Here is a 20592-nt window from a genome sequence, read left to right on the forward strand (position 1 = left end):
GATACAACCGCTGATCATTAAAGTTTTTTAACTTTGAGGTCAGCGGTTTTTTTTATGGTAAGTATCAAGGCTAGATTTCGGGACTATTTGGGTTTGGAGAAAAACTATTCTCCACATACGGTAACCGCGTACTTGAACGACTTGGGTTTTTTTCAGGCTTTTTTGAAAGGTGCTTTTGAGGATGATGATTTAATTCGCGTCAACTACAATCAAATTCGTGCTTGGATAGTTTCGTTGTCTGATGACGGTGTATCCAATAGTTCTATTAACAGAAAGATATCTTCTTTAAAATCGTTTTACAAATTCTTGCTCAAGACCAAGCAAATCGAAACAAGTCCGTTACTCAAGCACAAAGCCTTGAAATCTCCCAAGAAGCTTCAAATTCCCTTTTCGGAAAAAGAGTTGGATTTGGTACTCAATCAAATTGTGTATCCGGAGGGTTTTGAAGGTGTGCGCGACAAGTTGGTGGTGGATTTGTTTTACACTACCGGTATTCGACGCGCAGAGCTGATAGGACTAAAGTTGCACAATGTTGATTTGTCCAACGGAACGATAAAAGTGTTAGGGAAGAGAAATAAGGAAAGAATCATTCCTGTTTTGCCTGTGGTTCAAAATCAGATTAGGATTTATTTGGACGAAAGGTCACGTTTACAGAGAATTATCGATGATGACTCTTTTTTTCTATTGTTAAAAGGCGTTAAATTGAACGATTCGTTTGTTTATCGGCTAATAAATTATTACTTTAGTAATGTCTCAGAGAAGGTAAAAAGGAGTCCGCATATTTTAAGACATACATTTGCGACGCATCTTTTGAATCATGGGGCAGATATTAATTCGGTTAAAGAATTATTAGGACATTCCAGTTTGGCTTCTACCCAAGTCTATACACATAGTAGTTTAGCAGAGCTAAAAAAAATCTACGGTAGTGCGCATCCCAGAAACCAAAAATAATTCGACCATGTTTAATCAATAAAAATAGTATTATGAAGGTAAATGTTCATGCAGTAAACTTTACTGTCGACAGAAAGCTGGTTGATTTTATCAATGAAAGATTAGGTAAACTCGAAAAATTCTACGACAAAGTCGTTTCTTCAGATGTTTTTTTGAAGGTAGACAACACTAGTGAGAAGGAAAATAAAATTGTAGAGGTGAAAATTCATGTTCCCGGAGATGATTTTGTGGTAAAAAAACAATGTAAAACTTTTGAGGAAGCGGTAGAATTATCCTCAGAATCCTTGGAGCGATTATTGGTAAAAAGGAAAGAAAAAATCAGAGCACATACCTAAGATGAAAATTTTTTCAAAAATGTTTTGATTAAAAGATAAAATGCCTACATTTGCAGTCCGTTAGAAATAGCGGACTTTTTTTATTGTTGCCGGTGTAGCTCAGTTGGCTAGAGCAGCTGATTTGTAATCAGCAGGTCGTGGGTTCGAGTCCCTCCATCGGCTCGGTTCTTTTATAGTATTGAAAATAAAAAGGTTAGGGGAGATACTCAAGCGGCCAACGAGGGCGGACTGTAAATCCGCTGATTACATCTTCGCAGGTTCGAATCCTGCTCTCCCCACTAACTTTGAATAGGAATTTATCCGAGATTTTGCTTTCGAGTAAATTCAGATTTAAAGCTTGGATAAGGCATCACCTTATCAGGATTATCACTTAAAAGGTGGTATTCTAAAATTGGAAATTCAACCATGTGTTGAGGATTCAAAATGATTGGAGTTTAGCAATAAGGATTTGGAAGTTTCTGAATTCTGAGGTTTAACTTCTAAGCTAGTACAAGCCGACTTAGCTCAGGGGTAGAGTGCTTCCTTGGTAAGGAAGAGGTCACGGGTTCAAATCCCGTAGTTGGCTCAAAATTGTAAAATTTGAACACTAATATATAAACTAAGATTAAAAATTAAGTAAAATGGCAAAAGAAAATTTTAGTCGTACCAAGCCACACCTTAATATAGGTACAATTGGACACGTAGACCACGGAAAAACTACTTTAACTGCAGCAATTACTAAAGTATTGTCTGATGCAGGTTACTGTCAAGCGAAATCATTTGATCAAATTGATAACGCTCCGGAAGAAAAAGAAAGAGGTATTACTATCAACACTTCACACGTTGAGTACGAAACTGCTAACCGTCACTACGCTCACGTTGACTGTCCAGGTCACGCGGATTACGTTAAGAACATGGTTACTGGTGCTGCTCAAATGGACGGTGCTATCTTAGTAGTAGCTGCAACTGACGGACCAATGCCACAAACTCGTGAGCACATCCTTTTAGGACGTCAGGTAGGTATTCCTAGAATCGTTGTATTCATGAACAAAGTGGACATGGTTGACGATCCGGAATTATTAGAATTAGTAGAAATGGAAATCAGAGACTTATTGTCTTTCTATGAATATGATGGAGACAATGGTCCTGTAGTTCAAGGTTCTGCTTTAGGTGGATTGAACAATGACCCTAACTGGGTACCAAAAATCATCGAATTGATGGAAGCTGTTGACAACTGGATCGAAGAGCCGGTACGTGACAACGCTAAACCATTCTTGATGCCTGTTGAGGACGTATTTACAATTACAGGTCGTGGAACTGTTGCTACAGGTCGTATCGAAACTGGAGTTGCTAATACTGGAGATCCGGTAGAAATTATCGGTATGGGAGCTGACAAATTGACTTCTACAATCACTGGAGTTGAGATGTTCCGTAAAATCCTTGACAGAGGTGAAGCTGGAGATAACGTAGGTCTTTTGTTAAGAGGTATCGATAAAGCTGATATCAAAAGAGGTATGGTTATTTGTAAACCAGGTTCAGTAAAACCACACGCTAAATTCAAAGCTGAGGTTTATATCTTGAAAAAAGAAGAAGGTGGTCGTCACACGCCATTCCACAATAACTACCGTCCGCAGTTCTACGTACGTACAACTGACGTAACAGGAGTTATTTCTTTACCAGCAGGTGTAGAGATGGTAATGCCAGGTGATAACTTAACTATTGAAGTAAGCTTGTTAAGCCCAATTGCATTAAACGTAGGTTTACGTTTCGCTATCCGTGAAGGTGGTAGAACAGTTGGTGCTGGTCAGGTAACTGAAATTTTAGACTAATTATTTAGTAAATAAATTACCAGTGTCGTCAGTCAAGGCGACACTGGTTTTTAATGAAACGGGCGTAGTTCAAGGGTAGAATAGCGGTCTCCAAAACCGTTGATGGTGGTTCGAATCCTCCCGCCCGTGCAAAAAAAATATACAATGGCAAAAATTGTTAACTATATATCAGAAGCATTTGAAGAATTGAAAACAAATGTTACTTGGCCGGAATGGGCTGAGGTTCAAAGATACACTATTGTGGTAGCTGTATTTTCAGTTGTTTGTGCTCTAGCTACGTGGGGAGTTGATGAAGCTTGTGCGAAAGTTATTGCTGGATTCTTTACATGGTTAAATTCTTAATATACTGAAATGGCTGATATTAATTTAAAAAAATGGTATGTCGTAAGAGCTGTTAGTGGTCAGGAAAATAAAGTGAAAGCTTATATTGAAACTGAGATTAACAGGTTAGGCATGTCAGATTACATCTCTCAAGTGCTTGTCCCTACTGAAAAAGTGGTACAGGTTAGAGATGGAAAAAAGATAGCTAAGGACAAAGTATATTTTCCTGGCTATGTAATGATAGAAGCTAATTTGGTTGGGGAAATTCCTCACATCATCAAATCGATTACCGGTGTAATTGGTTTTTTAGGTGAAGTAAAAGGAGGAGATCCTGTGCCATTGCGTTTGTCAGAAGTGAACAGAATGCTAGGAAAAGTAGATGAGTTGGCGGTGAATACTGATACTCAGAATATTCCTTTCACTGTTGGCGAAACAATTAAGGTAATTGATGGTCCTTTCAATGGTTTCAACGGAACTATTGATAAAATCAATGAAGAAAAGCGTAAGCTTGAAGTAATGGTAAAAATCTTCGGTAGAAAAACACCATTAGAATTGAGTTTTATGCAAGTTGAAAAAGTATAATTTTTTGTTACATACATTATAACCCGCGTCAATCGCTTCCAATTGAGAGATGCAAAATTTTTTTTAAGAAATGGCTAAAGAAATTAGTAAAGTAGTTAAACTACAAGTTAAGGGAGGTGCTGCGAACCCGTCGCCACCGGTTGGACCTGCTTTGGGAGCTGCTGGGGTTAACATCATGGAGTTCTGTAAGCAATTTAATGCTAGAACCCAAGATCAACCTGGCAAAGTGTTACCGGTACAAATTACCGTGTACAAAGACAAATCATTCGATTTTGTCGTGAAAACTCCACCTGCTGCAATTCAGTTATTGGATGCTGCTAAAATTAAATCCGGTTCAGGAGAGCCTAATCGTCGTAAAGTTGGTAACGTTTCTTGGGACCAAATCAAAACGATTGCAGAGGACAAAATGCCAGATTTAAATGCATTCACTATCGAATCTGCTATGAGCATGGTTGCTGGAACAGCTAGATCAATGGGATTAACTGTAACTGGAGATTCTCCTCTAAACAAAGGATAAGACATGGCAAAATTGACAAAAAAACAAAAAGAGGCTGCTTCAAAAATTGAGAAAAATAAATTGTATTCTTTAAAAGATGCTTCATCTTTATTGAAAACAGTTGCTTCTGCAAAATTTGATGAGTCAGTAGATATTGCTGTTCGTTTAGGTGTTGATCCAAGAAAAGCAAATCAAATGGTAAGAGGTGTTGTAACCCTTCCTCACGGAACCGGTAAAGATACTAAAGTATTAGCTTTAGTTACTCCGGACAAAGAAGCTGAAGCTAAAGCAGCCGGAGCTGATTTCGTTGGATTAGACGATTACCTTCAAAAAATTAAAGATGGTTGGACTGATGTTGATGTTATCATCACTATGCCGGCTATCATGGGTAAATTAGGACCTTTAGGACGTGTATTAGGACCAAGAGGTTTAATGCCAAACCCTAAAACTGGAACAGTTACTATGGAAATTGGTAAAGCTGTTGCTGAAGTTAAAGCGGGTAAAATCGACTTCAAAGTGGATAAAACCGGAATCGTACATGCCGGTATCGGAAGAATCTCTTTCGACGCTGATAAAATTGTAGATAACGCTCACGAAATTATTCAAACATTAGTTAAATTAAAACCAACTGCAGCTAAAGGTACTTACATCAAGTCTATCCACTTGTCAAGTACTATGAGTCCTGCTATCGCTTTAGATCCTAAAGCTGTATAATTGGTAGTTAAACATATTTTATTATGACAAGAGAAGAAAAATCAATCGCGATAGAAGATTTAACTGCAAAGTTGGCTGAAACTAATATTATCTACATTGCAGATACTTCAGGTTTAGACGCTGAAACTACTTCCAATTTAAGAAGAGCTTGTTTCAAAGCCGGAATTAAATTAGAAGTTGTTAAAAATACTTTGCTTGAAAAAGCAATGGAAGCTTCAACTAATGATTACGGAGATTTACCATCTGTATTAAAGGGTAACTCATCAGTTTTTATGGCTGATGTGGCTAATGCTCCTGCAAAAATCATCAAAGACTTCAGAAAGAAATCGGATAAACCGGTATTCAAAGGGGCTTACATCAACCAAGAGATCTACATCGGAGATAACTTATTAGATAGCTTAGCTTCCCTTAAATCTAAAGAAGAAGTTATCGGTGAAATCATCGGATTACTTCAATCGCCTGCTAAACGCATCCTTTCAGCTTTGTTAAACAATGCTGAGCAAAAAGGAGAAGCTGCAGCAGAATAATTAGAGCAGACTAAAAAATAAATATTAAAAAAGAACATTTTAAACGATAGAAAAAATGGCAGATTTAAAACAATTCGCAGAACAATTAGTTAACTTAACAGTAAAAGAAGTTAATGATTTAGCTACAATATTAAAAGATGAGTACGGTATCGAGCCTGCTGCTGCTGCAGTAGTAGTTGCTGCTGGTGGTGGTGGTGCTGAAGCTGCTGAAGAGCAAACAGAATTCACAGTAGTATTGAAAGATGCTGGTGCTTCTAAATTAGCAGTAGTTAAAGCTGTAAAAGAATTAACAGGTCTTGGCTTGAAAGAAGCAAAAGATATCGTTGATGGCGCGCCGTCAAACATCAAAGAAGGAGTATCTAAAGCAGAAGCTGAAGGTTTGAAAAAATCTTTAGAAGAAGCTGGAGCTGTTGTTGAGTTAAAATAATCCAACACCGGTTTGAAAACTAGGTTTAGGCCTTGGACAATGCGTCCAAGGGCCTAAACCATTTTTCGTATAATAAAATTATATAAATTTTTATCTCATTTATATAGTCAAATGCGAAACCCATCTTTAGCCATTACGAAGAAAAAAACAAACAAATTTCCTGGTTTATTTTTAAAGAGGTAATGGTTAATTTTAAAGGAAAGTAGATATAAAACAGTGTGCTCTCACACAAAAAATTACTTTTTTTAAATCAAAATTTTGTCCATTGATGATAACAAATCAGACTGAAAGATTGAATTTTGCCTCTACGAAAAACATACCTCAATATCCGGATTTCTTGGATGTTCAGGTAAAATCTTTTAAAGATTTCTTCCAATTGGAAACCAAATCTGACGAAAGAGGCAACGAAGGGCTTTACAACACCTTCATGGAAAACTTTCCAATTACTGATACAAGAAACCAATTTGTATTAGAATTCCTGGATTATTTTGTTGACCCACCGCGCTACACCATTCAAGAGTGTATTGAAAGAGGTTTAACATACAGTGTGCCTTTGAAGGCGCGTCTGAAATTGTACTGTACCGATCCGGAACACGAAGATTTTGAAACTATCGTACAAGACGTTTATTTAGGGACTATTCCTTACATGACACCAAGCGGAACTTTCGTTATCAATGGTGCTGAGCGTGTGGTTGTTTCTCAATTACACCGTTCTCCGGGCGTATTCTTCGGTCAGTCTTTCCATGCTAACGGAACCAAGTTGTATTCTGCCAGAGTAATTCCTTTCAAAGGTTCATGGATTGAATTTGCTACCGACATCAACAGCGTAATGTACGCTTACATTGATAGAAAGAAAAAATTACCGGTTACTACTCTTTTCCGTGCCATCGGGTTCGAAAGAGATAAAGATATCTTAGAGATTTTCGACCTTGCCGAAGAAATCAAAGTATCTAAAACCGGATTAAAAAAATACATTGGAAGACGATTAGCCGCGAGAGTATTGAATACTTGGCATGAAGATTTCGTAGACGAAGATACCGGAGAAGTTGTATCTATCGAGCGTAACGAAATCATCTTAGATCGTGACACTATTATCGACAAAGATAATGTGGAAGAAATTATCGATTCTAATGTGAAGTCTATTTTGTTGCATAAGGAAGACGCGAATCAAGGCGATTACGCTATCATCCACAATACATTACAAAAAGACCCAACCAACTCTGAAAAAGAAGCTGTTGAGCACATTTACCGTCAGTTGCGTAATGCAGAACCGCCTGATGAGGAAACGGCTCGCGGTATCATCGATAAATTGTTCTTCTCTGACCAACGTTACAACTTAGGTGAAGTAGGTCGTTACAGAATGAACAAAAAGTTAAACCTTGATATCCCAATGGAAAAGCAAGTGCTTACCAAAGAAGATATCATCACTATCGTTAAATATTTAATCGAATTGATCAACTCTAAAGCAGAGATTGATGATATCGATCACTTGTCTAACCGTCGTGTAAGAACTGTTGGTGAGCAATTGTCTCAACAATTCGGTGTAGGTTTAGCTCGTATGGCGCGTACCATCCGCGAAAGAATGAACGTTAGAGATAACGAGGTGTTTACACCTATCGATTTGATCAATGCCAAAACATTGTCTTCGGTTATCAACTCTTTCTTTGGTACCAACCAGTTGTCTCAGTTTATGGATCAAACCAATCCATTGGCCGAGATTACCCACAAAAGAAGATTGTCTGCCCTAGGACCTGGTGGTCTTTCTCGTGAAAGAGCCGGTTTCGAGGTGCGTGACGTTCACTATACACACTACGGTCGTTTGTGTCCGATTGAAACGCCGGAAGGACCAAACATCGGTTTGATTTCTTCATTAGGGGTTTACGCCAAAGTAAATGGAATGGGATTCATTGAAACACCATACCGTAAAGTAACTAACGGACAAGTAGATTTGGTTTCAGAACCCATCTATTTAAGTGCAGAGGAAGAAGAAGGTAAGATGATTGCACAAGCGAACATCACCATGGATAACAATGGTAAAATTACGGCTGATAAAGTTATTGCCCGTGAGGAAGGTGACTTCCCGGTAGTTGATCCAACCGAGATTCATTATACCGACGTGGCACCAAACCAAATCGCTTCGATTTCAGCTTCGTTAATTCCGTTCTTGGAACACGATGACGCGAACCGTGCGTTGATGGGATCCAACATGATGCGTCAGGCCGTACCATTATTACGTCCTGAAGCCCCAATCGTAGGAACCGGTTTAGAGCGCCAAGTGGCTTCTGACTCAAGAGTATTAATTAATGCGGAAGGCGAAGGTACTGTAGAGTACGTTGATGCCAACATCATTACCATCAAATACGACAGAACGGAAGAAGAAAGAATGGTAAGCTTCGACCCGGATGAAAAAACATACCAATTAATCAAGTTCAGAAAAACCAATCAAAGTACATCTATCAACTTGAAGCCTATCGTAAGAAAAGGCGACAGAGTAACCAGAGGACAAGTACTTTGTGAAGGTTATGCAACGCAAAACGGAGAGTTGGCCTTAGGTAGAAACCTTAAAGTGGCCTTTATGCCTTGGAAAGGGTACAACTTCGAGGATGCGATTGTAATTTCTGAAAAAGTAGTACGCGATGACATCTTTACGTCTATTCATATTGATGACTATTCTTTGGAAGTTCGTGATACCAAATTAGGTAACGAAGAGTTAACTAACGATATCCCTAACGTTTCTGAAGAAGCGACTAAAGACCTAGATGAAAACGGTATGATCAGAATCGGAGCCGAGGTAAAACCGGGTGACATTCTAATCGGAAAAATTACACCAAAAGGAGAATCTGATCCAACTCCGGAAGAGAAGTTGTTAAGAGCCATCTTCGGAGACAAAGCAGGTGATGTGAAAGATGCTTCCTTAAAAGCGTCTCCATCATTACACGGTGTGGTTTTAGATAAAAAATTATTCGCGAGAGCGGTAAAAGATAAAAAGAAACGTACCAAAGACAAAGACGATTTGACGACTTTGGAAATGGAATTCGAAACTAAATTTGTTGAATTAAAAGACAAATTGGTTGACAAATTGTTCAACATCGTGAACGGAAAAACATCGCAAGGTGTAATGAACGACTTGGGTGAAGAAGTATTGCCAAAAGGTAAAAAATACACCCAAAAAATGTTACATGCCGTTGAAGATTTCGCTCACTTGACTAAAGGACAATGGGTAGCTGATGACGAAACTAACAAATTGGTAAACGACTTAATCCACAACTACAAAATCAAATTAAACGATTTGCAAGGGGCATTAAGAAGAGAGAAATTTACCATTACTGTGGGTGACGAATTACCAGCGGGTATCTTGAAATTAGCGAAAGTTTATATCGCTAAGAAACGTAAATTGAAAGTGGGTGATAAAATGGCGGGACGTCACGGAAACAAAGGTATTGTGGCTCGTATCGTTCGTCATGAAGACATGCCTTTCTTGGAAGACGGAACACCGGTAGATATCGTATTGAATCCGCTAGGGGTACCATCGCGTATGAACATTGGTCAGATTTACGAAACCGTATTGGGTTGGGCCGGTATGAACTTGGGTAGAAAATTCGCTACGCCAATCTTCGACGGTGCTTCTTTAGACCAAATCAACGCCTTCACGGACGAAGCAGGAATCCCAAGATTCGGTCATACTTATTTGTACGACGGAGGAACAGGTGAACGCTTCCACCAACCGGCAACAGTGGGTGTAATCTACATGTTGAAATTAGGACACATGGTAGATGATAAAATGCACGCACGTTCTATTGGTCCATACTCATTGATTACGCAACAACCGTTAGGAGGTAAAGCTCAGTTCGGAGGTCAGCGTTTCGGAGAAATGGAGGTTTGGGCACTTGAGGCTTATGGTGCTTCAAGTACGCTTAGAGAAATTTTGACTGTTAAATCGGATGACGTAATCGGTAGAGCTAAAACTTACGAAGCTATCGTTAAGGGAGAAACTATGCCGGAGCCGGGATTACCAGAATCATTCAATGTGTTAATGCATGAATTGAAAGGTCTCGGATTAGATATCAGATTAGAAGAATAAATCAGTAAACCAGTCTCGGTCTCAGTTGGCAATTACTGCTGACTGTGACTGAAAACTGCGACTGTAACATTTAAAAGTTTACGACTATGATGAATAGAAATAAAGATACTAAAAATACTATCAAAAGATTTGACAGAATTTCGATAGGACTAGCTTCTCCCGAATCCATCTTGGCTGAGTCAAGAGGTGAGGTTTTGAAGCCGGAAACTATCAACTATAGAACCCACAAACCGGAACGTGACGGTCTTTTCTGTGAGCGTATCTTCGGACCTGTAAAGGATTTCGAATGTGCTTGTGGTAAATACAAAAGAATCCGTTACAAAGGAATCGTTTGTGACCGTTGTGGTGTTGAAGTAACAGAGAAAAAAGTACGTAGAGACAGAGTAGGTCACATCAACTTGGTGGTGCCAATCGCTCACATCTGGTACTTCCGTTCGTTACCCAACAAAATTGGTTACATCCTTGGGTTACCGTCTAAAAAATTAGACATGATCATTTACTACGAAAGATACGTAGTAATCCAAGCCGGTATTGCTAAAAATGCAGACGGCGAATCTTTACAAAGATTAGACTTCTTAACGGAAGAAGAGTATTTGAATATTTTAGACACTCTTCCGATGGAGAACCAATATTTAGATGATAATGATCCGAATAAATTCATCGCCAAAATGGGTGCTGAATGTATTATGGACTTGTTGGCTCGCACCGACTTAGATGCTTTGTCATACGAGTTGCGTCACAGCGCTAACAACGAAACGTCTAAACAAAGAAAAACAGAAGCGTTAAAAAGATTACAAGTAGTAGAATCTTTCCGCGAGGCTAACCTTAACAGAGAAAACCGTCCTGAGTGGATGATTTTGAAAGTAATTCCGGTGATTCCGCCTGAATTGCGTCCGTTGGTGCCGCTAGATGGTGGTCGTTTTGCGACTTCCGATTTGAACGATTTGTACCGAAGAGTAATCATCCGTAACAACCGTTTGAAAAGATTGATGGAAATTAAAGCGCCGGAAGTAATCTTGAGAAACGAAAAACGTATGTTGCAAGAATCAGTAGATTCATTATTCGACAACACGCGTAAAGCTTCTGCGGTTAAAACTGAATCAAACCGTCCATTGAAATCCCTTTCGGATTCCTTGAAAGGTAAACAAGGTCGTTTCCGTCAAAACTTATTAGGGAAACGTGTGGATTATTCTGCTCGTTCGGTAATTGTGGTTGGACCTGAAATGAAATTGTTCGAATGTGGTTTGCCAAAAGACATGGCGGCGGAACTATACAAACCATTCGTTATTCGTAAGTTAATCGAAAGAGGAATCGTTAAAACCGTTAAATCGGCTAAGAAAATCATCGATAAAAAAGAGCCTGTAGTATGGGATATCCTTGAAAACGTAATCAAAGGACATCCGGTATTGCTAAACCGTGCTCCTACTTTGCACCGTTTGGGTATCCAAGCGTTCCAGCCAAAGTTAATCGAAGGAAAAGCGATTCAATTGCACCCGTTAGTGTGTACGGCGTTTAACGCGGATTTCGACGGTGACCAGATGGCAGTACACTTGCCGTTAGGACCGGAGGCTATTTTGGAAGCACAATTGTTAATGTTGGCTTCTCACAATATCTTGAACCCGGCTAATGGTGCGCCAATTACCGTACCTTCTCAGGACATGGTTTTGGGTCTGTACTACATGACCAAAGAAAGATTATCTACACCGGATCATAAAATTTTAGGCGAAGGCTTAACCTTCTACTCTGCAGAAGAAGTAAACATCGCTTTGAATGAAGGTAGATTAGAGTTGAATGCTCGCGTGAAAATCAGAGCCAAAGACTTTAACGAAAACGGTGAATTAGTATACCAACTTATCCAAACTACCGCCGGTAGAGTATTATTTAACGAAGTAGTGCCTGAAGCTGCCGGTTACATCAATGAGGTATTGACCAAAAAATCATTACGTGATATTATTGGTAAAATTTTAGCCGTAACTGATGTGCCAACTACTGCAGCGTTCTTGGATAACATGAAAGATATGGGGTACAAATTCGCTTTCAAAGGTGGATTGTCATTCTCATTAGGGGATATCATCATCCCACAAAGAAAAGATGAATTAATTGCTGATGCTCGTGAGCAAGTGGACGGAATTACCATGAACTATAACATGGGTCTTATCACCAACAACGAGCGTTACAACCAAGTAATCGACGTGTGGACTTCAACCAATGCATTGTTAACTGAGTTAGCGATGAAAAACATCCGCGAAGACCAACAAGGATTCAACTCAGTATATATGATGCTTGACTCCGGAGCGCGTGGATCAAAAGAGCAGATTCGTCAGTTAACCGGTATGCGTGGTTTGATGGCTAAGCCGAAAAAATCAACTGCTGGTGGTGGAGAAATTATCGAAAACCCGATTCTTTCCAACTTTAAGGAAGGTCTATCGATTTTGGAATACTTCATCTCTACGCACGGTGCTCGTAAAGGATTAGCGGATACCGCTTTGAAAACGGCGGATGCGGGTTACTTAACTCGTCGTTTACACGACGTTTCTCAAGACGTAATCGTAAACTCTGTAGATTGTGGTACGTTAAGAGGAATCGAAGTTTCGGCTTTGAAGAAAAACGAAGAAATCGTAGAAACCTTAGGAGAAAGAATCTTAGGACGTGTGGCGTTACAAGATGTAATCAATCCTTTAAATAACGAAATCTTAGTACATTCAGGTGAGCAAATCACGGAAGCTATCGTAAAAGCCATCGAGGAATCTCCGTTAGAGAGAGTAGATGTACGTTCTCCATTGACTTGTGAAGCTAAGAAAGGTATCTGTGCTAAATGTTACGGAAGAAACTTAGCTACCGGAAAAATGACCCAAAAAGGAGAAGCTGTCGGAGTAATCGCAGCACAGTCTATTGGGGAGCCTGGAACGCAGTTAACCCTACGTACCTTCCACGTTGGAGGGGTTGCCGGAGGTGTTTCTGAAGAGTCCAGCATCATTGCTAAATTCGGTGGTAGATTAGAAATCGAAGATTTGAAAACGGTAGTTGGAGAAGATAACGACGGTAACAAAGTAGATATCGTTGTGTCACGTTCAACCGAATTAAAATTGATAGATGTTAAAACCGGAATCCTATTAAGTACGCACAACATACCTTACGGTTCTGTTATCAGTGTGAAAGATGGAGATGTGGTTGAGAAAGGCGCTGTCATTTGTAAATGGGATCCATACAACGGAGTTATTGTTTCTGAGTTTACCGGAAAAATTGCTTACGAAGATTTAGAACAAGGACAATCGTTCCAAGTTGAAATCGATGAGCAAACCGGTTTCCAAGAAAAAGTAATTTCTGAAGGAAGAAATAAAAAATTAATCCCAACCTTATTGGTATACGGTAAAGACGGTGAGTTAATCCGTTCATACAACTTACCGGTTGGAGCGCACTTGATGGTAGAAGACGGAGAGAAAATTAAAGCCGGTAAAATCTTGGTTAAAATTCCTCGTCGTTCTTCTAAAGCCGGGGATATCACCGGAGGTTTACCAAGAATTACCGAGTTGTTAGAAGCTCGTAATCCATCTAATCCGGCCGTAGTGTCTGAAATTGACGGGGTAGTGTCTTTCGGTAAAATCAAACGTGGTAACCGTGAAATCATCATCGAATCTAAATTTGGTGAGATTAAGAAATACTTGGTGAAATTGTCAAGTCAAATCTTAGTACAAGAAAACGACTTCGTGAAAGCAGGTATGCCATTGTCTGACGGTGCTATTACACCGGAAGATATCTTAAGAATTCAAGGGCCATCTGCTGTTCAACAGTACTTGGTAAATGAAATTCAAGAGGTTTACCGTTTACAAGGGGTAAAAATCAACGACAAACACTTCGAAGTAGTTATTCGTCAAATGATGCGTAAAGTTCAAGTGCAAGATCCGGGAGATACTTTGTTCTTAGAAGAACAATTGATTCACACCGCTGACTTCATTGAAGAAAACGATAAATTGTATGGAATGAAAGTAGTGGAAGATGCCGGTGATTCGGAAACTTTAAAACCGGGTCAAATTGTATCGCCACGTGAATTAAGAGATGAGAATTCGATGTTGAAACGCAACGATAAAAACTTAGTAGTCGCTCGTGATGTAATCACCGCTACCGCTACTCCGGTATTACAAGGTATTACCAGAGCGTCGTTACAAACTAAATCGTTCATCTCGGCAGCTTCCTTCCAGGAAACTACTAAAGTATTAAACGAAGCCGCTGTAGCCGGTAAAGTAGATACTTTAGAAGGATTGAAAGAAAATGTAATTGTAGGTCACAGAATTCCGGCAGGAACGGGTATGAGAGATTACGATCATACCATTGTAGGTTCGAAAGAAGATTACAATGAAATCATGGCTAACAAAGAAGAATACATTTACTAATATCTTTAGTAATAGTTAATTCAATAAAAGCCACTACTTTATATTCTAAATTAGTGGCTTTTTATATTGCTATCCGTAGTAAGCTTTATATCTAATATTTAAAATCTAATATCAAATGAGCGATAACAATCCACAACAAGGGCAAATCAACATCGAGTTGGATGAAAAAACAGCCGAAGGAATCTATTCTAATTTGGCCATCATTAACCATTCGGCTTCCGAATTTGTAGTTGATTTTGTAACCCTAATGCCGGGTGTGCCTAAGGCCAAAGTAAAATCGAGAATTGTGCTCACGCCGCAACATGCCAAACGTTTTCTAAAAGCATTAGGCGAAAATATCCACAGATATGAGCTGGCTAACGGCGAAATCAAGGATACCGAGCAACCGCAAGTTCCTTTGAACTTCGGACCTGCAGGTCAGGCCTAATAAGCAACTGAAATAATCAAAACCCTCTCCAACCGGAGAGGGTTTTTTATTGTTAGAGAATTAGATAAAAAAATAGCTAAAAATATTTTGCGGCTGATGACCTCTGAATGATAATAAGTCTTTCGCTAAGCTTTCTTTGGATAATATTTTGTGTGCCCTCGCTTAATTTTACCATACCCTCAAAGAGGCGGTGAAAAAGCATAGTCGACCTTGAGAATGATTCAACTAATGTTTTTATCTTCCAACGGGGCTGTTTATTTGATTTTATGATGACCGTTGGATTAAATAAACAGGGGTTAATTAATGAATAAAAAAACAGATTTAATTTCACCTAAATATTTAAAAATGAGTCAATATATTTTCTCTAAGATCCTCGATTTTGTTATTTAAACTCATTTATTGAATGGTTTTTTATTATTAAAATATTAGAATTTTCTTATTCATAAATGCTTGGTTCTAAATGTTATTGCTTTTTTTGCCGTTTTATGAGAAAGATGTTAACAATTAACCCAAAACGGATGGCCTTAATTTGCAGCAGCAAAAAAAAATGCTACTTTTGGTTGCTTGTTTTTGTGTATCGTGGGGATGCTCGGAAACAGTTTCTAAACATAATCAAACTATGAATAAAATTACGAATCTTTTCTCGTTGAGAAGAGTAGTGCTGTTTTTGTTTTTAATAACAAATGCATTAACTTCATCAATTGTGTTTGCACAAACACAAACCATAGGCTCTTTTCCTTTTATGGATGGAGGATTTGAAAATCAAACAACAGGGGCCCTTGGTACTACATTATCTAGTGCCGCTTGGAGCCGTCAGAATCAATCCGGAGCTTCTTCCAGTATTGTGACGACCTCACCCAGAAGTGGTACAAAACATGCGTCGGCGGTGAGTGTTTCTACTGTTTCAAGAAACTTACAATCGCCTCAGAGTGCTACTGCCTCTGCCGGCCCAGCAGCCAATACTTCGTATGTGGTTCAGTTTTTTGTGCAGAATGCGGCAAGTGTTAACAGTTTTCAAGCAGCTGTTACTACCAATGGGACTTCAAATCCTGCTTACTCAACGGCTGCAACATTAGCTGCAAATGCCACTTGGACTAAAGTAAGTTATGTGTTGTCAACCGCCACAACAGCAGTAACAACATCAGGAATTGGTATTGCAGGAAGAGCTGCTGCCGGTAGTTTTTTTGTAGACGATTTTGTAATTTATCCCGGTTCTGCGATAGATAATACTGCTCCTAATTCGCCGGGAACTGTAACTGTTTCAGCTGCTACAACTTCAACTCTTAACGTTTCATGGGCAGCTGCTACGGGAGGTGTTGATGGAGGAGGTTATGTTGTTGTTCGCTATGCTAGTGCTCCCAATGCCGATAATGATATTAACCAAAACGGGATTTATGGAGTTGGTAATACAACTTCAAATGGTACAGGTTCTTTAGTGGGAACTGTTAGATATGTTGGTACTGGGACTTCATTTACAGATACGGGTTTGTCTCAAGGGACTCAGTATTGGTATAAAGTTTACACGGCTGATAAGGCATTCAATTATTCAGCTGAAAGTTCCGGAAATGGGTCAACCACATCGGCATACTCTATAACCTATGCCAATATTCAATATCCTGATTTTACTACTTCCATAAACGAGGGTTCATCTATAACATATTATGGTCAAGTTTATTCGGCTGGATTAACTGATAGCGCCGGAGAGGGAACACTTATTGATGCTTGGTTAGGCTACAGTACGACTAATAGTGATCCTAGTGGAGCAGGTTGGACATGGGTTCCTGCGACTTATAATACCGATGTAGGTAATAATGATGAGTATAAAGCAGCGCTAACAGGTTTAACTCCGGCTACCTATTACTTGGCTTACAGATATAGAATCGGAGCGGGTTCATATGTTTATGGTGATATCAATGGTATTTGGAATAGTACTACAGACAATCGTATTTTAACCGTAACTTCTTTATTGGTAGATTGGTGTAATGTACAATATCCTACTTCCGGGACTATAACTGCCGGCGATGCTTATAATGTATACGCTAAAGTATATTTGGGCGGGGTAACCAATGCAGGTAGTCCGGGTGCCGGTATTACCGCTTGGATAGGATACAGTACTTCGAATACTAATCCAAATACTTGGACCAATTGGGTGCCGGCAACTTTCAATGCCGATCAAGGCAATGACGATGAATATGTAGCTAACTTAGGGACAGGATTGACCCCGGGTACTTACTATTATGCGTCTCGTTTCCAAAGAACCGGCAGCACAGAATACCGTTATGGTGACACCAATGGTATTTGGGATACTACTGCCGATAATGGAGTATTGACCGTGAATGCCGCTACTCCGGTAGTTACTCCGGCTTCCCCAACAGGTACTTATAATACAGCTTTCTCTTATAATGTAGTTGCTACCAATGCGCCAACGTCTTACGCTGTGGCTTCGGGTACACTACCAACAGGATTGAGTTTAAATACTACTACCGGTTTAATTTCCGGTACTCCTACGCAAGTGGGGACTTTTGCAGTAGGCGTTACAGCTGCCAACGGTGGTGGAACCAGTGCCGCTGCAACAATTACTATTACTATAAGTCAGGCTTCGCAAACTATTACATTTGGAACATTGGCGTCTAAAGTTTACGGAGATGCTGCTTTTGCATTAACGGCTACTGCCTCTTCCGGTTTAACAGTATCCTACAGCAGCTCTAATACTGCTGTGGCTACCGTTTCGGGTAATACGGTTACTATATTGGGAGCAGGTTCAGCTACTATTACGGCTACTCAGGCCGGTAATGCTAATTATACGGCAGCTACTGCTGTTAATCAAAACTTGACGGTTGCGGTTAAAAACCTAACCATAACAGGAGTGGTGGCAGATGATAAAGTGCAAGATGGTACAACCACTGCTACTTTAAGCGGGGCGCCGGGATTGAGCGGTTTCGTTTCAGGCGATGAGTCTGCTGTATCTATTACAGGTACGCCAACGGCTACTTTTGCTTCCGCTTTACCTGGCGTAGGCATTGCGGTTACGGTAACCGGTTACAGTTTGGCAGGTACCAAAGCGGCTCATTACAGTGTTTCGCAACCCACAGGTTTATCAGCTGACATTACCGCTTTAACGGTACCAACGGCTACGGCAGTTACTGCAGTGTTACCGGTTGGATTTACAGCAAAATGGAATGCTGTTTCGGGAGCGACTTCTTATGAATTAGATGTTTATACTAAAACCGGAGGTGTTACAGAGGTAATTAACCAAGATTTTACTTGGACCAATTTAGGAACAACCAATGGTACCGGAGGGAATTCCGGCGGATGGAGCGGAAGTGTTGCCGGTAATACCTTTGATATTGTTAGTTGGACAGACGCATCAGGATACAAAGGAGACAATTGTGCTAAAATGGGAGCGGGTAGTGCTCGTGGTGCTTTAACTACTCCAGCCTTTGGAATTGCCGGTAATGCCGTTGTGACTTTTAGAGCCGGTGCTTGGGATAGTGCTTCAGAGCAAACCACGCTACTTTTAGAAGTAACCGGTGGCGGAACTTTGAGTCAAAGTTCGGTAACCATGACTAAAGGAGCTTTTACCAACTATACAGTGAATGTAACCGGTGCTACTGCTGCAACTCAAGTTACATTCAGAGCTTTTCAAATTAGCAACGCTCGATTCTTTATTGACGATATTGTAGTGACTGTAGATAGTGAATCATTGGTTTATGCTTCAGGATACCAAAGTTTAAATGTTGGGAATGTTACTGCTTATGCTGTAACAGGTCTTGATCCTGAAACACAATATTTTTACCGTGTGAGAGCCGTAAACGGAACAGTTGCTACCGGAAGTTCAAATGAAATTTCAGTAACCACCAAACCGGTATCTTGTACATGGAACGGTACTGCTTGGACCAATACTACCGGACCGGATGCCGATATTGAAGCGGTTATTGCCGGTGTTTACAGTACTGCTGTTAACGGCGAGTTTACCGCAAAAAAAGTAACCGTTAACTCGGGTTCTTTAACTGTTAATTCAGGAAATACTATTACTGTTGTAAATGAATTGGTAAACAATTTAACAGCTGCTGATGTGGTGGTTGAAAACAATGCCAATTTGATTCAAACGGCAGATGTTGACAATACCGGTTCAGTAACCGTTAAACGCAACAGCTCTTTGTTAAAACGTTTGGATTATACGTTATGGTCTTCGCCGGTAGTGGGTCAAAATTTATTGAACTTCTCTCCGCAAACCCTTACGAATCGTTTTTATCTTTACAATTCGACTACTAACTTTTATGAATCAGTTCCTAGTCCGTCTACTACTACTTTTGATGCCGGAAAAGGCTTCTTGATTCGTGTACCTAATAACCACCCTGCGGTTACGCCAACGGCTTTTGCCGGACAATTTGTGGGTGTGCCTCATAATGGTGATTACAGCGTGACTATGCAGGATGCTGTGGCCGGTGAGCGATTCAACTTGGTTGGAAATCCTTATCCGTCACCTATTAATGCCTTATCTTTCATTGAAGATGCTAACAACAGTGGTAGCATTACCGGTACTTTATATTTCTGGAGAAAAACCAACGGTAGCGCTAATCCTAGTTATTGTACTTGGACTTCAGGAGGTTTTGTTACCAATAATGACGATCAAACCTTCGACTTAAATGATGTAATACAAACCGGTCAGGCTTTCTTTGTAGAAGCTACCGGAACGAACAACCAATTGTTATTTACCAATGCCATGCGTGCCGACAATAACGCGAACCAATTCTTCCGTAATGCGCAAACTACTACTTCAGTAGAACGCAATCGTGTTTGGTTGAATGCTACTAACGGCACCGGTGCGTTTTCACAAACTATGATTGGCTATATGACTAATGCCTCTAACGGATTTGATGCTCAAATTGATGGTAAATATATTAACGATGGTGAGATTGCTTTGACTTCCTTATTGGATGCCAACCCTATGGCTATCCAAGGACGTGCTTTGCCGTTTGACGCTGCCGATGTAGTGCCAATGCGTTTTAAAGCTACTACTGCCGGAACTTACACTATTGCCATAGACCATGCTGATGGAATATTTGCCAACGATCAAACTGTATTTTTGCGCGATAATGTTTTGGGGGTTACCCACAATTTAAATGATGGTGCTTATACTTTTGCAGTAGAAGCCGGTGCTTTTGATAGCCGTTTTGAAGTGGTATATCAAGCTACTTTAGGTACTGATACGCCTACTTTAACCCAAAATCAAGTAGTAGTTTACGCTGCAGATGCTTATAGTGTTACTGTTGCTACCGGTACTATAGTAATGAATAGTATTAAAGTGTTCGATATCAGAGGTCGTTTGTTAACGGAGAGCAATGCTATCAATGCTTCACAAGCCACTTTGGCTTTGCCGGCCACCAATCAAGTAGTGTTGTTGCAAATTACGGCTGTTACCGGAGAAACCATTACTAAGAAGTTCGTTAAATAAATTCACCTTACATATTTTATAAAAAAACCTGTCTGCGAAGACAGGTTTTTTTATAGGCTTTACTTTACTGCTTT

Annotated in this window: 13 protein-coding genes and 4 tRNA genes; all 17 read left to right on the forward strand. The window is 39.8% G+C overall.

What is annotated here, in order from left to right; all coding sequences use genetic code 11:
* The first annotated feature begins 54 nt into the window (after nucleotides 1-54).
* The 17 genes from SK086_RS05160 (at nucleotide 55) to SK086_RS05240 (ending at nucleotide 20518) form a co-directional block, all read left to right on the forward strand.
* Nucleotides 55-951 (forward strand): tyrosine-type recombinase/integrase, encoded by an 897-nt coding sequence (locus SK086_RS05160; protein WP_324690262.1) that lies wholly within the window; start codon nucleotides 55-57, stop codon nucleotides 949-951.
* A gap of 32 nt (nucleotides 952-983) precedes the next feature.
* Nucleotides 984-1286, forward strand: a complete 303-nt coding sequence (gene hpf, locus SK086_RS05165; RefSeq protein WP_290875139.1) for a ribosome hibernation-promoting factor, HPF/YfiA family — start codon at nucleotides 984-986, stop codon at nucleotides 1284-1286.
* Nucleotides 1287-1374: 88 nt separating this feature from the next.
* Nucleotides 1375-1448: transfer RNA gene (locus SK086_RS05170), tRNA-Thr, on the forward strand.
* A 34-nt stretch (nucleotides 1449-1482) separates the two neighbouring features.
* Nucleotides 1483-1564: transfer RNA gene (locus SK086_RS05175), tRNA-Tyr, on the forward strand.
* 215 nt (nucleotides 1565-1779) lie between these two features.
* Nucleotides 1780-1851: transfer RNA gene (locus tag SK086_RS05180), tRNA-Thr, on the forward strand.
* Nucleotides 1852-1906: 55 nt separating this feature from the next.
* Nucleotides 1907-3094 (forward strand): elongation factor Tu, encoded by a 1188-nt coding sequence (gene tuf, locus SK086_RS05185; RefSeq protein ID WP_324690264.1) that lies wholly within the window; start codon nucleotides 1907-1909, stop codon nucleotides 3092-3094.
* A 58-nt stretch (nucleotides 3095-3152) separates the two neighbouring features.
* Nucleotides 3153-3223, forward strand: a tRNA-Trp gene (locus SK086_RS05190).
* Nucleotides 3224-3238: 15 nt separating this feature from the next.
* Entirely contained in the window at nucleotides 3239-3436 is a 198-nt protein-coding gene (secE, locus tag SK086_RS05195; protein WP_324690266.1) for a preprotein translocase subunit SecE, read from the forward strand.
* Between the two features lie 9 nt (nucleotides 3437-3445).
* A complete protein-coding gene (nusG, locus tag SK086_RS05200) occupies nucleotides 3446-3997 on the forward strand; it encodes a transcription termination/antitermination protein NusG (RefSeq protein WP_290877158.1) in 552 nt (183 codons plus the stop codon).
* A gap of 70 nt (nucleotides 3998-4067) precedes the next feature.
* On the forward strand, nucleotides 4068-4514 hold the full coding sequence (gene rplK, locus SK086_RS05205; protein WP_283239161.1) for a 50S ribosomal protein L11: 447 nt from the start codon (nucleotides 4068-4070) through the stop codon (nucleotides 4512-4514).
* A gap of 3 nt (nucleotides 4515-4517) precedes the next feature.
* Nucleotides 4518-5207 carry a 50S ribosomal protein L1 gene (rplA, locus tag SK086_RS05210; RefSeq protein ID WP_290877166.1) on the forward strand — a complete coding sequence of 230 codons (690 nt, stop codon included), beginning with the start codon at nucleotides 4518-4520 and terminating at the stop codon, nucleotides 5205-5207.
* 23 nt (nucleotides 5208-5230) lie between these two features.
* Complete coding sequence (gene rplJ, locus SK086_RS05215) at nucleotides 5231-5734, forward strand: 50S ribosomal protein L10 (RefSeq protein ID WP_290877169.1); 504 nt, start codon at nucleotides 5231-5233, stop codon at nucleotides 5732-5734.
* 55 nt (nucleotides 5735-5789) lie between these two features.
* Nucleotides 5790-6161: a 50S ribosomal protein L7/L12 gene (gene rplL / locus SK086_RS05220; RefSeq protein WP_290877172.1), complete on the forward strand. Its 372-nt coding sequence runs from the start codon at nucleotides 5790-5792 to the stop codon at nucleotides 6159-6161.
* A 268-nt stretch (nucleotides 6162-6429) separates the two neighbouring features.
* Nucleotides 6430-10242 carry a DNA-directed RNA polymerase subunit beta gene (gene rpoB / locus SK086_RS05225; protein ID WP_324690272.1) on the forward strand — a complete coding sequence of 1271 codons (3813 nt, stop codon included), beginning with the start codon at nucleotides 6430-6432 and terminating at the stop codon, nucleotides 10240-10242.
* A gap of 86 nt (nucleotides 10243-10328) precedes the next feature.
* Nucleotides 10329-14633, forward strand: a complete 4305-nt coding sequence (gene rpoC / locus SK086_RS05230) for a DNA-directed RNA polymerase subunit beta' (RefSeq protein WP_324690273.1) — start codon at nucleotides 10329-10331, stop codon at nucleotides 14631-14633.
* Nucleotides 14634-14748: 115 nt separating this feature from the next.
* Nucleotides 14749-15060: a DUF3467 domain-containing protein gene (locus SK086_RS05235; RefSeq protein WP_324690275.1), complete on the forward strand. Its 312-nt coding sequence runs from the start codon at nucleotides 14749-14751 to the stop codon at nucleotides 15058-15060.
* A 619-nt stretch (nucleotides 15061-15679) separates the two neighbouring features.
* Nucleotides 15680-20518 (forward strand): beta strand repeat-containing protein, encoded by a 4839-nt coding sequence (locus SK086_RS05240; protein ID WP_324690276.1) that lies wholly within the window; start codon nucleotides 15680-15682, stop codon nucleotides 20516-20518.
* The last annotated feature ends 74 nt before the right edge of the window (nucleotides 20519-20592 follow it).

Source organism: Flavobacterium cheonhonense (assembly GCF_035671315.1).
Taxonomy (GTDB): domain Bacteria; phylum Bacteroidota; class Bacteroidia; order Flavobacteriales; family Flavobacteriaceae; genus Flavobacterium; species Flavobacterium cheonhonense.